At 73.4% G+C, this 12,905-nt stretch carries 13 protein-coding genes; 7 read left to right on the forward strand and 6 right to left on the reverse strand.

Annotated features, from left to right (window positions below):
• Positions 1-241: 241 nt before the first annotated feature.
• Entirely contained in the window at positions 242-955 is a 714-nt protein-coding gene (locus GA0070622_RS06990; RefSeq protein WP_091570434.1) for a M23 family metallopeptidase, read from the reverse strand.
• A gap of 386 nt (positions 956-1,341) precedes the next feature.
• Here GA0070622_RS06990 and icmB point away from each other — a divergent pair, with 386 nt between their 5' ends.
• The 3 genes from icmB to sucD all read left to right on the forward strand — a co-directional run bounded on the left by icmB (position 1,342) and on the right by sucD (position 4,261).
• A complete protein-coding gene (icmB, locus tag GA0070622_RS06995) occupies positions 1,342-1,746 on the forward strand; it encodes a coenzyme B12-dependent isobutyryl CoA mutase small subunit (protein ID WP_091570437.1) in 405 nt (134 codons plus the stop codon).
• Between the two features lie 446 nt (positions 1,747-2,192).
• Positions 2,193-3,371 (forward strand): ADP-forming succinate--CoA ligase subunit beta, encoded by a 1,179-nt coding sequence (gene sucC / locus GA0070622_RS07000; RefSeq protein WP_091570441.1) that lies wholly within the window; start codon positions 2,193-2,195, stop codon positions 3,369-3,371.
• 2 nt (positions 3,372-3,373) lie between these two features.
• The gene (gene sucD, locus GA0070622_RS07005) at positions 3,374-4,261 is read left to right on the forward strand and encodes a succinate--CoA ligase subunit alpha (protein WP_091570445.1); all 888 of its coding nucleotides are present in this window, start codon (positions 3,374-3,376) and stop codon (positions 4,259-4,261) included.
• A 54-nt stretch (positions 4,262-4,315) separates the two neighbouring features.
• Here sucD and GA0070622_RS07010 read toward each other — a convergent pair whose 3' ends face one another.
• Positions 4,316-4,585: a hypothetical protein gene (locus tag GA0070622_RS07010; protein WP_091570450.1), complete on the reverse strand. Its 270-nt coding sequence runs from the start codon at positions 4,583-4,585 to the stop codon at positions 4,316-4,318.
• Between the two features lie 147 nt (positions 4,586-4,732).
• Here GA0070622_RS07010 and GA0070622_RS07015 point away from each other — a divergent pair, with 147 nt between their 5' ends.
• Positions 4,733-6,070, forward strand: coding sequence for a cell division protein PerM (locus tag GA0070622_RS07015; RefSeq protein WP_091570455.1), 1,338 nt, complete (start codon positions 4,733-4,735; stop codon positions 6,068-6,070).
• 79 nt (positions 6,071-6,149) lie between these two features.
• Here the strand turns inward: GA0070622_RS07015 and GA0070622_RS07020 are convergent, their stop codons facing one another.
• A complete protein-coding gene (locus GA0070622_RS07020; RefSeq protein ID WP_091570460.1) occupies positions 6,150-6,674 on the reverse strand; it encodes a DUF4190 domain-containing protein in 525 nt (174 codons plus the stop codon).
• Positions 6,675-6,822: 148 nt separating this feature from the next.
• On the opposite strand from GA0070622_RS07020, the gene purN reads away from it, so the two are divergent.
• The 3 genes from purN to GA0070622_RS07035 all read left to right on the forward strand — a co-directional run bounded on the left by purN (position 6,823) and on the right by GA0070622_RS07035 (position 9,746).
• On the forward strand, positions 6,823-7,443 hold the full coding sequence (purN, locus tag GA0070622_RS07025; protein ID WP_091570465.1) for a phosphoribosylglycinamide formyltransferase: 621 nt from the start codon (positions 6,823-6,825) through the stop codon (positions 7,441-7,443).
• The gene (gene purH / locus GA0070622_RS07030; RefSeq protein WP_091570469.1) at positions 7,440-9,008 is read left to right on the forward strand and encodes a bifunctional phosphoribosylaminoimidazolecarboxamide formyltransferase/IMP cyclohydrolase; all 1,569 of its coding nucleotides are present in this window, start codon (positions 7,440-7,442) and stop codon (positions 9,006-9,008) included. The genes purN and purH overlap by 4 nt, the downstream gene beginning before the upstream one ends.
• 276 nt (positions 9,009-9,284) lie before the next feature.
• The gene (locus GA0070622_RS07035) at positions 9,285-9,746 is read left to right on the forward strand and encodes a hypothetical protein (protein WP_091570474.1); all 462 of its coding nucleotides are present in this window, start codon (positions 9,285-9,287) and stop codon (positions 9,744-9,746) included.
• A gap of 131 nt (positions 9,747-9,877) precedes the next feature.
• Here GA0070622_RS07035 and GA0070622_RS07040 read toward each other — a convergent pair whose 3' ends face one another.
• From GA0070622_RS07040 to GA0070622_RS07050, 3 genes are read right to left on the reverse strand one after another with little or no spacing between them, the layout of a single operon-like run.
• Positions 9,878-10,906 (reverse strand): ABC transporter ATP-binding protein, encoded by a 1,029-nt coding sequence (locus GA0070622_RS07040; protein ID WP_091570478.1) that lies wholly within the window; start codon positions 10,904-10,906, stop codon positions 9,878-9,880.
• The gene (locus GA0070622_RS07045) at positions 10,890-11,927 is read right to left on the reverse strand and encodes an ABC transporter ATP-binding protein (RefSeq protein WP_091570483.1); all 1,038 of its coding nucleotides are present in this window, start codon (positions 11,925-11,927) and stop codon (positions 10,890-10,892) included. Before GA0070622_RS07045 ends, GA0070622_RS07040 begins: the two co-directional genes overlap by 17 nt.
• 7 nt (positions 11,928-11,934) lie before the next feature.
• On the reverse strand, positions 11,935-12,891 hold the full coding sequence (locus GA0070622_RS07050; RefSeq protein WP_091570486.1) for an ABC transporter permease: 957 nt from the start codon (positions 12,889-12,891) through the stop codon (positions 11,935-11,937).
• Positions 12,892-12,905: the final 14 nt, after the last annotated feature.

The raw sequence follows: 12,905 nt of genomic DNA on the forward strand, positions 1-12,905 counted from the left end.
GGGCACGTGACCTCGAAATACTGGTGTCAGCGGCGGGGCGGCCGGGCCGGCGGGTCTCCCGGCCGGGCCGGTCCGGGCCGGCGTCCTGCCCGGGTTGACGCCGCTTGGGTGGTTCCCCGGAAGAGACGATCACCGGCCGGTGTGGGCCCGCTCACATCCGCAACTGTGATCCAGCAGACTTGCCGACAGACGAAACCGCCCGGATCACGGGATCCGGGCGGTCATCGGGCGGTGCGGAGGGTCAGGACGCGGCCACGTCGCCGTAGAGTGCCTCGGTTTCGAGCTTGATGTCCACTCCGCGCTCCTGGAGCCACGGCACCGGGTCCAGCGGCTGGCCGTTGACATGGACCTCGAGGTGCAGGTGGGAGCCGTAGGAGTGGCCGGTGTTGCCGACCAGGCCGAGCTGATCGCCGGCCTTGACCTCCTGGCCCTCCTTGACAGTCACCGCGGAGGAGTGGCCGTAGATGGCCTCGCTGCCGTCGGAGTGCTTGACGATCACCGCGTAGCCGTAGCCGCCGAACCAGCCGGCCTTGGTGACCGTGCCGGAGTGGATGGCCTTGTAGGGCGTGCCCTCGGGCGCGACCAGGTCGATGCCGGTGTGCAGCTTGCCCCAGCGCACGCCGTAGGGCGACTTGAAGTCGTAGCCGTGCAGGGGGAGGAGCCAGGGGTCCTGCTCGCTCGCGGCGGCGTCGGTCGACCGGTCGTCACGGGTGGCGCGGTCGGCGCTGTCGGCCCGGGCCGCGGCGTCCTGGCTGGCGACCGAGGCCTGCCGGAGCTCGTCGAGGACCGAGGGGCTGACGCTCTTGGCGTCGGGGAGGGCGTTCGCGCCGAGGGCGACGATGCCGGCGCCGACGAAGGCGGTGGTGACGACCGCCGCGTAGCGGCTCCGCGGGGGGGTGGGTACGCGGCGACGGCCGCGATATCGATCGGGCTCAGACGACAGGCGCTGGCGCACGCACACCCTCCGTTGTCGGGGATCCGATGCGACTCCGGACCGTTCGGTGAAGCTCCGCCGAACCTCCGGTGTCGCGTCGTCACCCGTCCGTGGACTCGATGACAACCGTGGACACGTTAGCCAACCGCCACTCCTGTCACAAGCCGAAGCGCCGAACTGGCGTTTCGTTATGTCCAATTCCATCCGAGCTTGTCATATCTCGTGCCGCTGGTCGGATGGCCCGTCAACTGTCCGTTCGTCGCGGACAGTGACCGATCGGCGGAGGTGTCCGACTTCCGGCGTACGAGGTCGGGCGGTAGTGCGCGGCCCGGCTTCCCGCCCCGCGCCCGGCCGGGTTACCGTTCGTTCAGGTCAGCAGTGCCGGTGCCGGTGAAAGGTGTGCGCAGATGAGCTCTCGAATCCGGGTCGTCGTCGCGAAGCCCGGCCTGGACGGCCACGACCGGGGCGCGAAGGTCGTCGCCCGTGCCCTGCGCGACGCGGGCATGGAGGTCATCTACACCGGTCTGCACCAGACGCCCGAGCAGATCGTCGAAACGGCCATCCAGGAGGACGCGGACGCGGTCGGTCTCTCCGTGCTCTCCGGCGCGCACATGACCCTGTTCAAGCGGGTCCTCGAACTGCTCGCCGAGCGCGAGGCGGCGGACATCGTGGTCTTCGGTGGCGGCATCATCCCCGAGGCCGACATCCCGGAGCTGGAGCGGCTCGGCGTCGCGAAGATCTTCACCCCGGGCGCGACCACCGGGTCGATCGTCGACTGGGTGCGGGAGAACGTCGCCCAGCCGGTCGGCTGACCGGCCGGTCTCCGCGGGCCCGGTCCCGAACCCGGGCAGGGGGAGGGGCCGGACGCACCCCTCACACGCCCGGCCCCTCTATGCACGATGCCCCGCCGCCACCCCTCGACCGACAGGGCATCGGCCGCTCCCGCCGTCGCGCTTGACCAGCGCTCCGACATCAGACTCAACGACGCCCCCGACGGGGGGTTACGCCCGGCTCCGGACATCCCCCGGACGGCTGACGCCGCGCGCTCCGGCGGCCCCCGTCCGTCGCTCGGCCGTCCACTCCGGCGACGACGGCTGTGCATTACCGCACACCGCGCACCCGCTCGGTTGCCGCTGGTTCCCATCTCGTTAGGCTGCGGCAAATGGCCTGTCTGTTCTGATGACAGGCGTCAAACTGATTTTCCAACGCTGGTGGCGGCGCGACGGCGCGCCGCGGAGACGGGACGGGACGCGCAATCGTGGACCTGTACGAGTACCAGGGGCGGGACCTGTTCGAGCGGCACGGCTTGCCCGTGCTCGCCGGCGGCGTCGCCACTACCCCGGAGGAGGCCCGCGCGATCGCCGAACGCCTCGGCGGTCGGGTGGTCGTCAAGGCGCAGGTGAAGGTCGGCGGCCGCGGCAAGGCCGGCGGCGTGAAGCTGGCCGAGGGCGCGGAGGAGACGGTGGCCCGGGCCACCGACATCCTCGGCATGGACATCAAGGGTCACACCGTCCACAAGGTCATGATCACCGTGACCGCGGACGTGGCCGAGGAGTACTACTTCTCGTACCTGCTCGACCGGGCGAACCGCACCTTCCTCTGCATCGCCAGCGTCGCCGGCGGCATGGACATCGAGCAGGTCGCCGCCGAGACCCCGGACCGGGTCGTCAAGGCGCCGATCGACGCCAACACCGGCGTCGACGAGGCCAAGGCGCGCGAGATCGTCACCGCGGCCGGCTTCCCGGCCGAGATCGCCGACCAGGTCGTCGACGTCGCGGTCAAGCTGTGGCAGGCGTTCGTCGCCGAGGACGCCACGCTGGTCGAGGTGAACCCGCTGGCCACCACCAAGGACGGCAAGCTGCTGCTCCTGGACGCCAAGGTCACCCTGGACGAGAACGCCGGGTTCCGGCACCCGGACCACGAGGCCCTGGTCGACCAGGCGTCGGTGGACCCGCTGGAGCAGGCCGCCAAGGCCAAGGACCTCAACTACGTCAAGCTCGACGGCGAGGTCGGCATCATCGGCAACGGCGCGGGCCTGGTCATGTCCACGCTCGACGTGGTCGCGTACGCCGGTGAGCGGCACGGCGGCGTCAAGCCGGCCAACTTCCTCGACATCGGCGGCGGCGCGAGCGCCGAGGTGATGGCGAACGGCCTGGAGATCGTCCTCTCCGACCCGTCGGTGAAGAGCGTCTTCGTCAACGTGTTCGGCGGCATCACCGCGTGCGACGCGGTCGCCAACGGCATCGTGCAGGCGCTGGCGCTGCTCGAGCAGCGCGGCGAGAAGGCCACCAAGCCGCTCGTGGTCCGCCTCGACGGCAACAACGCCGAGGCCGGTCGGGCCATCCTCGACGGCGCGGCCAACCCGCTCATCCAGCGGGTCGACACCATGGACGGCGCGGCCGAGCGGGCCGCCGAGCTGGCAGCTGCGGGGGTCTGACAATGGCTATCTGGCTGACCAAGGACTCCAAGGTCATCGTGCAGGGGATGACCGGTTCCGAGGGTTCCAAGCACACCCGGCGGATGCTCGCGGCGGGCACCACCGTCGTCGGCGGCGTCAACCCGCGCAAGGCCGGCACCACCGTCGACTTCGACGGCACCGAGCTGCCCGTCTTCGCCTCCGTCGCGGACGCGATGAAGGAGACCGGGGCCGACGTCACGGTCATCTTCGTGCCGCCGCAGTTCACCAAGGCCGCCGTGGTCGAGGCGATCGACGCCGGCATCGACCTGGCCGTGGTGATCACCGAGGGCGTACCGGTGCACGACACCGCCGCGTTCTGGGCGTACAACGTCGCCCAGGGTGAGCGGACCCGGATCATCGGCCCGAACTGCCCGGGCATCGCCTCGCCGGGCGCGTCCAACGCCGGCATCATCCCGGCCGACATCACCGGCTCCGGCCGGATCGGCCTGGTCAGCAAGAGCGGCACGCTGACCTACCAGATGATGTACGAGCTGCGCGACATCGGCTTCTCCACCTGCGTCGGCATCGGTGGTGACCCGATCATCGGCACCACCCACATCGACGCGCTGGCCGCCTTCGAGGCGGACCCGGAGACCGACGCCATCGTCATGATCGGTGAGATCGGCGGCGACGCCGAGGAGCGCGCGGCCGAGTTCATCAAGGCCAACGTCACCAAGCCGGTGGTCGGCTACATCGCCGGCTTCACCGCCCCGCCCGGCAAGACCATGGGTCACGCCGGCGCGATCATCTCCGGCTCGGCCGGCACCGCCGACGCGAAGAAGGCGGCGCTGGAGGCGGTCGGCGTCAAGGTCGGCAAGACCCCGACCGAGACCGCCAAGCTCATGCGGGAGATCATGTCGGGCCGCTGAGCGGTCGCACGACGTGCCGAGGGGGTCGACCGGGTCCGGTCGGCCCCCTCACGCTCAGCGGTACCAGTACGGGTAGTAGTAGCTGCCCCGGGCCCGCACGATGGCGCTGGCCACGATGTTGACGACGCCGAACGCGATGGCCAGCCAGCCGAGCAAGGGTGACTTGCCGTTGCGCCGCGCGTCGCGGATGGACAACCACCCGAAGACGATGCCCAGGATTCCGCAGCAGAGCAGGCCGAGCACGATGCCGAGAACGCCCCAGAGCGTGGTCCGGTCCCGGCCGGCGGCCGGTGGCGGCGGTGGCGGCGGATACGGAGCGTTCACGGCTTCCTCCGAGCGGTCGGTGCCGCGACAGGAAAGGTCGCGTCTGAAGCCGAGGCTAGACGGATCACCACCGCCGATCCGGGGGTTCGGCGAACTCGCCGCGGTATCGGACTGCCGTCCTTCGTGCGGCGTGCCAGAGTAGACGCGATGTCACGTGTCACCCCTGACCAGCCCCGCCGCTCGGCCGCCGGTCCCGGCGCCGGTGCCCGGCCGCCCGGCCGTGCCCGCCCCGGTGTCCGCGTGCCCGCGCCCCGGGCGGGCGAGCCGTCCCGCAGCCGGGCGCCGCTGCCCGTCGCCGCCGGGGTGGCCGCGCTCTGGGCCGCGGTGACCTCCTGGCTGCCGGTCACCATGGTGCTCGGCCTGGCCCAGCTCAGCGAGGACGCGGGCTCGCTCGGCGGCGCGGTCCGCGCCGGCCTCGCCGGCTGGCTGCTCGGGCACGGGGTGCCGCTGCAGACCGCGGCCGGGCCGCTCGGCCTGGCGCCGCTCGCGCTGAGCGCGCTCGTCGTCTGGCGGCTCACCCGCGCCGGGGTGCACGTCAGCCGCGCCGTCGGGGCCCGCGGCGGCGGCTCGCCCCGGCAGGCGCTCACCGTCGCGGTCGCCGTCGCCGTCGGATACGCGCTGCTCGGCGCGATCGCCGCGATCGCCGTCGGCGCGGGCGGCCTGCGGGTCTCCCCGGTCACCGCCGCGCTCACGTTCGCCGCGTTCGCCGCCCCTGCCGCCCTGGTCGGCGCACTGCGCACCACCGGGGTGTGGGGGCTGCTGGCGCGGCGCTGCCCGCCGGCCGTGCGGGACGGGCTGCGCACCGGCCTGGTCGCGGCGCTGCTGCTGTGCGGCGCGGGCGCCGGCGCGGCCGGGCTGGCGGTGGCCACCGGCGGCGGCGACGCGGCCGACATGATCGGGGCCTACCGCACCGGGGTGGCCGGTCAGGCCGGCATCACGCTGGTCAGCCTCGCCTACGCGCCGAACGCCACCGCCTGGTCGGTCAGCTACCTGCTCGGTCCCGGGTTCGCCGTCGGCACGGACACCGCCGTGCGCACCAGCGAGGTGTCGGTCGGCGCGTTGCCGGCCGTACCACTGCTCGCCGGTCTGCCGCGCGGGCCGGTGGACGGGCTCGGGTCGGGGCTGCTCGCGGTGCCCGTGCTGGCCGCGATGGCGGCCGGCTGGCTGCTCGCCCGGAGGCTGCTGCGGGTGGCGGCCGAGGAGCGGGCCGAGGTCGGGTGGGCGGCGCTGCTGGTGCCGGCGGCGCTCGCCGGGCCGGTCGCGGGCGCGCTGCTGGGGCTGGTCGCGGCGGCCTCCGGCGGCCCGCTCGGCGGTGGTCGGCTCGCCGAGATCGGTCCGGCGCCCTGGCCGGTGGCCGGCGTGGCCACGCTGGTGATCGCCGTGGGTGCGGCGCTCGGCGCCGCCGCCACCCGCACCCTGACCCGTCCCACCGCCCCGCCGTCCCGCCCGGCGCCCCCGCCCCGCGCCACCCCCGCCGCCCGCTGACCCCGCCCGTCCGGGAGGTGGGCCGGGAACGCGCGAGGGGGCGCCCGGCGGTCGCCGGACGCCCCCTGCACGGAGCCGGTCAGGAACCGAAGTTGCCCATGTTGATCGCGGCGCCGGCGATGGCGCTGATGATGCCGACGACCACACCGACACCACCGCAGATCAGGGCGGCCTTGGCCTGGCCCGGGTTGCTGGCCTCGCCCGCCTGGACCTTCTTCTGACCCATCACGCCGAGCACGATGCCGACGATGCCGGCCGGCACACCCAGCAGCGGGCAGCACAGGCCGAGCACGATCGAGGCGATGCCGACGATCATGCCGATGAGGCCCATGGTGTTGTTCTGACCCTGCCCCTGGCCCGGGCCGGCCGGGTAGCCGGCGGCCGGGTACTGCGGCGCGGCGCCGTACGGCTGCTGCTGCTGCGCGTACGGGTCCTGGCCGTAGGGCTGGCCGGAGGTGGGCTGGCCGTAGGGCTGCCCCGAGGTCGGCTGCTGCCCGTACTGCGGCGCCTGCGGCGGCTGGGCGTACGGGTCGTGCGGCTGTGCGGTCGGGTCCTGGTTCGGCTGCTGGCCGTACGGGTCCTGACCGGGGTATCCGGGCTGCATCGAGGTGCTCCTCAAACTGGGGGTCCATGGTCGGGTGCGCACGGCACCGGGCGACGGCAGCGTATCGTGTCGCCGCCATCGGGGAGATCACCAGCGGCGCGCCCGCCCGCGGACGGGACGTCCGGAGGGCACCGATAGGGTTGTCCGCGTGACCGAGCCCGCGTCCGTCGCCCGCCTCGTCGTCCTCGTCTCCGGTTCCGGCAGCAACCTCCAGGCGCTGCTGGACGCCGCCGCCGACCCCGGATACGGGGCCCGGGTGGTGGCCGTGGGCGCCGACCGGGACGGCATCGCCGGCCTGGACCGGGCCGCCGCGGCCGGGGTGCCCTCGTTCGTCGAGCGCGTCAAGGACCACCCGACCCGTGCCGACTGGGACAAGGCCCTCACCGCCCGCGTCGCCGAGCACCGGCCCGACCTGGTCATCAGCGCGGGCTTCCTGAAGCTGGTCGGTCCGGAGTTCCTCACCGCGTTCGGCGACCGCTACCTGAACACGCACAACACGCTGCTGCCGGCGTTCCCCGGCATCCACGGTCCCCGCGACGCGCTGGCATACGGCGTGAAGGTCACCGGGGCCACGTTGTTCTTCGTCGACGCCGGGATGGACACCGGCCCGATCGTCGCCCAGGTCGCCGTTCCGGTGCTCGACGACGACGACGAGGAGACGCTCACCGAGCGCATCAAGTCCGCCGAGCGCCGCCAGCTCGTCGAGCAGGTCGGCCGCCTGGTCCGTGAAGGTTGGACGATCACCGGCAGAAAGGTCACCATCCCGTGAGCACCACTCAGGACGCCCGCCCGATCCGGCGCGCGCTGGTCAGCGTCTACGACAAGACCGGCCTGGTCGAGCTGGCCCGGGCCCTGCACGAGGCGGGCGTGGAGATCGTCTCGACCGGCAGCACCGCGTCGACGATCTCCGGCGCGGGCGTGCCGGTGACGCCGGTCGAGCAGGTCACCGGCTTCCCGGAGATCCTCGACGGACGGGTCAAGACCCTGCACCCGAAGATCCACGGTGGCCTCCTCGCCGACCTGCGCAAGGACGCGCACGCCGCGCAGCTCGACGAGCACGGCATCGCCGGGATCGACCTGCTGGTCTCCAACCTCTACCCGTTCCAGGCCACTGTCGCCTCCGGCGCCGACCTCGACGAGTGCGTCGAGCAGATCGACATCGGCGGGCCGGCCATGGTCCGGGCCGCCGCGAAGAACCACGCCTCGGTGGCGGTGGTGACCGACCCGGCTGCGTACCCGGCGGTGCTCGCCGCGCTCGCCGACGGCGGTTTCACCCTGGCCCAGCGGCGCGCGCTCGCCGCCCGCGCCTTTGCCGACATCGCCGACTACGACGTGGCCGTGGCCGACTGGTTCGCCTCCACCGTGGCCCCGGCGGAGGACGGGTGGCCGCGGTTCGCCGGGTCGGCGCTGCGCCGCCAGGCCGTGCTGCGCTACGGCGAGAACCCGCACCAGACGGCGGCCCTCTACACCGACCCGGGCGCGCCGGCCGGCCTGGCCCAGGCCGAGCAGCTGCACGGCAAGGAGATGTCCTACAACAACTACGTGGACGCGGACGCCGCCTGGCGGGCCGCGCACGACTTCCCCGACCAGCCCGCGGTGGCGATCATCAAGCACGCCAACCCGTGCGGCATCGCGGTCGGCGCCGACGTGGCCGAGGCGCACCGCAGGGCGCACGCCTGCGACCCGGTCTCCGCCTTCGGCGGGGTGATCGCGGTGAACCGGCCGGTGAGCGTGGAGCTGGCCGGCCAGGTCGCGGAGATCTTCACCGAGGTGCTGGTGGCGCCGGGCTACGACGACGGCGCGCTGGAGCTGCTGCGGGCCAAGAAGAACATCCGGCTGCTGCGGGCCCCCGCGTTCGCCCCCCGGCCGGCCGAGTGGCGGCAGGTCGGCGGCGGCGTGCTGGTGCAGATGCGGGACGCGGTCGACGCGCCCGGCGACGACCCGGCCAACTGGACGCTGGCCACCGGTGACGCGGCCGACGAGGCCACGCTGCGCGACCTGGTGTTCGCCTGGCGGGCGGTACGCGCGGTGAAGAGCAACGCGATCCTGCTGGCCCGCGACGGCGCCACCGTCGGCGTCGGGATGGGCCAGGTCAACCGGGTCGACTCGGCGCGGCTGGCGGTCAGCCGGGCCGGCGACGAGCGGGCGCGGGGCTCGGTCTGCGCCTCGGACGCGTTCTTCCCGTTCGCCGACGGGCCGAAGATCCTCATCGACGCGGGCGTCCGGGCGATCGTGCAGCCCGGCGGCTCGATCCGCGACGAGGAGACCATCGCGGCCTGCAAGGAGGCCGGCGTGACCATGTACCTGACCGGCACCCGGCACTTCTTCCACTAGATCCTGGTTCCCCGGGGGTCGAGCGGACCTCGCAGAGAGACGGTTCAGATCTGGGCGATATACCTCAGAGGCATATTCATGACTCTGAGGTATATCGCTTCACGCACCCCGGTCCCGCCGGCCGCGACACGCCGGCAGGGCCGGTGGCGGAACGCACCGGCTCCAGGTGGCCCCGCCGTCCGTGCGCCGTTGCCGGCCGCCCTGGCCGGTTGCTAGCGTGTGCCCGGCGACAACGATCGACCGTCTCCACTGTCCATGAGCCCCGGCAGGTGTGCCATGCGCGTACGCGACCGGTTGACCGCCGTCGTCGTCACGTTGGCGTTCGTCCTGGCCGCGTTCGGCGCCGCCGTCGGCCTGCCCGCCGTCGGCCTGCCCGCCGTCGGCCTGCCCGCCGTCGGCGCGAGCGCCGCCGGGCCGTCCGCCGCCGGTCCGTCCACCGCCGGTCCGGCCGATGCCGGCCCGGGTGCCGCCGTACCCGCCCGGGGTTGCCGGGCCTTGCCGGTCGCGTCGCTCGGCGCGTACCCGCAACGGCCGTGCGCGGAGCTGTCCGGTGGGTGGTGGGGTGAGCGGCGCGGCGGCCTCGCCTACGGCGACGGGCCGGACGAGCCGCTCCCGGCCGCGCCGCCGAGCGTCGCCGGTCCGATCGTGTCGGCGCGGCTCGTTCCCGGCCGTCGGCCGCCGGCCCGACCGCTGCCGCCGCCCGGCGTGCCGGCGGCGCGGGCGCCGCCCACCGCCTGAGCCGCGCCGGAGCCTGCCGCGTCGACCCGGCGGCACCGCCGCTGCCCGCCGTCGCCCACGGGGGCGCGCCTCACGCACCCCGTCCGCGTCTCGCCGAGGCCTCGTCCCCACTTCCTCCGGGGGACGGGGCCTCAGACGTCCGGGCGCACCTCGGCGAAGTGACAGGCGCTGGGGTGCGGGTCCGCCGCCCGGGGCACCGTCTGCGGGTCCTGGGTGGCGCAGACCTCCTCCGCCTTCCAGCACCGGGTGCGGAACCGGCAGCCCGACGGCGGGTCGGCCGGACTCGGCACGTCCCCGCTCAGCCGGATGATGCTCCGCTCCGTGCGGGCCTCCGGGTCGGGCACCGGCACCGCCGAGAGCAACGCCTGGGTGTACGGGTGGGTGGCCCGCCGATAGATCTGCTCCTCGGTGCCGATCTCGACGATCCGACCCAGGTACATCACCGCCACCCGGTCGGAGATGTGCCGGACCACCGACAGGTCGTGGGCGATGAAGATGTACGAGAGCCCGAACTCGTCCTGGAGCTGCTCCAGCAGGTTGATCACCTGGGCCTGGATGGAGACGTCCAGGGCCGACACCGGTTCGTCGCACACGATGATCTCGGGCCGCAGGGCGAGCGCGCGGGCGATGCCGATGCGCTGCCGCTGACCGCCGGAGAACTGGTGCGGATAGCGGTTCAGGTGCTCCGGGTTGAGCCCGACCACGTCCAGCAGCTCCCGGACCCGCTGCCGGCGGCTGCCCTTCGGGGCGGCCTCCGGGTGGATCGCGAACGGCTCACCGATGATGTCGCCCACCGTCATCCTCGGGTTCAGCGAGGTGTACGGGTCCTGCATCACCATCTGCATGTTCCGGCGCAGCCGGCGCAGCTCCGACCCGGACGCCCGGAACAGGTCCTTCCCCTCCAACGTGGCCCGGCCGGAGGTCGGCGTCTCCAGCCGCATCAGCAACCGGGCCAGGGTCGACTTGCCGCAGCCGGACTCGCCGACCACCCCGAGCGTCTCGCCACGGCGCAGCTCGAAGCTCACCCCGTCGACCGCCCGGATCGCGCCGATCTGCCGCTTGAACAGCACCCCCTGGGTGATCGGGAAGTGCTTCACCAGGTCGTCGACGGCGAGGACGGTCTCGCCCCGGACCTTGGTGGAGTCAGCCGGCGGGGTCATCGTGGACCTCCTGCGCGAAGTGGCACGCGCTGGTCCGGCCGTCGCCGAGCACGAGGTCGTGCGGCACCTCGTCGACGCAGACCTGCTGCGCGTACGGGCAGCGGGGGTGGAACGGGCAGCCGGAGGGGATCCGCATCAGGTTCGGCGGCAGCCCCCGGATCGTGGACAGCGCCCGGCCGCGCACGTCGAGCCGGGGGATCGACTCCAGCAACCCCTTCGTGTACGGGTGGGCCGGCGCCCGGTACAGCGAGCGGACGTCGGCGTGCTCGACGATCCGGCCGGCGTACATGACCGCGATCCGGTCCGCCACGCCGGCGACCACGCCGAGGTCGTGGGTGATCAGGATGAGCGCCATGCCCAGGTCGCGCCGCAGGTCGGCCAGGAGGTCCATGATCTGGGCCTGCACGGTGACGTCGAGCGCGGTGGTGGGCTCGTCGGCGATCAGCACCTTGGGGTCCAGCGCCAGCGCCATGGCGATCATGACGCGCTGCCGCATGCCGCCGGAGAACTGGTGCGGGTAGTCGCCCAGCCGGTTCGCCGCGGCCGGGATGCGGACCAGGTCCATCAGCTCGACGGCGCGGCGGCGCGCGTCGGCCCGGGACAGCCCGGCCCGCTCGCGCAGCGACTCACCGATCTGCCAGCCGACCGGGAAGACCGGGTTCAACGCCGACAGCGCGTCCTGGAAGATCATCGCGATCTCCGTGCCGCGTACCTGCCGGCGCTCCTCCTCGGAGCGGGTGAGCAGGTCCCGCCCCTGGTAGAGGATCTGACCACCGCGTACGTGCGCCGGTGGGGTGTCCAGGATGCCCATGATCGCCTGGGCGGTGACCGACTTGCCGGAGCCCGACTCGCCGAGCACGGCCAGCGTCTCGCCGGCGTCCAGGTGGTAGGTCACCCCGTTGATCACCCGGGCCACGCCCTCCCGGGTGCGGAACTCGACGTGCAGGTCCCGTACCTCCAGCAGGTGCCCGCCGGGCGGGGTGGGGGAGGCCGGCGTGGGCCGGACCGCGTTCTGCGTCATCAGGAAGTCACCGGAGCTTCGGGTCGAAGGCGTCGCGGACCGCGTCGCCGAGCATGATGAAGGCGAGCACGGTCAGCGCGAGGAAGACCGACGGCACGATCAGCGGGGTCGCCGACTCCCGCATGTGCACCCGGCCGGCGTCGATGTCGATGCCCCAGGAGATGGTGGGCGCCTTCAGGCCGATGCCGAGGAAGCTCAGCGTCGCCTCGGCCGCGATGAACGAGCCGAGCGCGATGGTGAGCACCACGATGGCCGGGGCGAGCGCGTTCGGCAGGATGTGCCGCCACATGATCCGGCCGTTGCCGGCGCCGAGCATCCGGGCGGCGGCCACGTAGTCCTGCTCCCGGGCGGTGATGACCGAAGAACGCACCACCCGGGCCGCGGTGGTCCAGCCGAGCAGCGCCAGCACCAGGATGACCGCGAAGAGCCGGACCGTCTCGCCGCTGGTGCTCACCCGCTTGAGCAGCACGATCGCGGCCAGCAGCAGCGGGATGCCGAGCACGATGTCGATCACCCGGGAGAGCACCGCGTCGACCCACCCGCCGAAGAAACCGGCGAGCATGCCGACGACCAGCGCGATCACGCCGGTGATCAGCGCGGAGAACGCGCCCACCAGCAGCGAGGCCCGGGCGCCGTAGACCGCCCGGGCGAACGTGTCGCAGCCCTGGAAGTCGTACCCGAAGATGGCCCCGCCGGACGGTCCGGCGTGCTGCCGGGAGAGCACGCAGTCGCGCGGGTCGTTCGCGGTGAACAGCCCGGGGAAGGCGGCCATCGCGGCGACCAGCACGACCAGCAGCAGGCTGATCCAGAAGACCGGGTTGCGGCGCAGGTCCCGCCAGGCGTCACCGGCCAGGCTGCGCGACCGTCCCGGCCGGCCGGCCCGGTCGGGGGTGCCGGGCTCGCCGGAGACGCCCCGCCGCGCCGACTGGTCCTCCGTCGCCGCCACGGTCTCGAAGTCACTCATGCCCGCGCCTCGCT

The sequence above is a fragment of the Micromonospora sediminicola genome (genome assembly GCF_900089585.1).
Lineage (GTDB): Bacteria > Actinomycetota > Actinomycetes > Mycobacteriales > Micromonosporaceae > Micromonospora > Micromonospora sediminicola.

Excerpts from the sequence above, each read along its gene's own strand:
- icmB (WP_091570437.1), top strand. The coding sequence starts at position 1,342 with ATGAGCTCTCGAATCCGGGTCGTCGTCGCGAAGCCCGGCCTGGACGGC.
- sucD (WP_091570445.1), top strand. The coding sequence starts at position 3,374 with ATGGCTATCTGGCTGACCAAGGACTCCAAGGTCATCGTGCAGGGGATG.
- GA0070622_RS07015 (WP_091570455.1), top strand. The coding sequence starts at position 4,733 with ATGTCACGTGTCACCCCTGACCAGCCCCGCCGCTCGGCCGCCGGTCCC.
- GA0070622_RS07020 (WP_091570460.1), bottom strand. The coding sequence starts at position 6,674 with ATGCAGCCCGGATACCCCGGTCAGGACCCGTACGGCCAGCAGCCGAAC.
- GA0070622_RS07035 (WP_091570474.1), top strand. The coding sequence starts at position 9,285 with ATGCGCGTACGCGACCGGTTGACCGCCGTCGTCGTCACGTTGGCGTTC.
- GA0070622_RS07040 (WP_091570478.1), bottom strand. The coding sequence starts at position 10,906 with ATGACCCCGCCGGCTGACTCCACCAAGGTCCGGGGCGAGACCGTCCTC.
- GA0070622_RS07045 (WP_091570483.1), bottom strand. The coding sequence starts at position 11,927 with ATGACGCAGAACGCGGTCCGGCCCACGCCGGCCTCCCCCACCCCGCCC.
- GA0070622_RS07050 (WP_091570486.1), bottom strand. The coding sequence starts at position 12,891 with ATGAGTGACTTCGAGACCGTGGCGGCGACGGAGGACCAGTCGGCGCGG.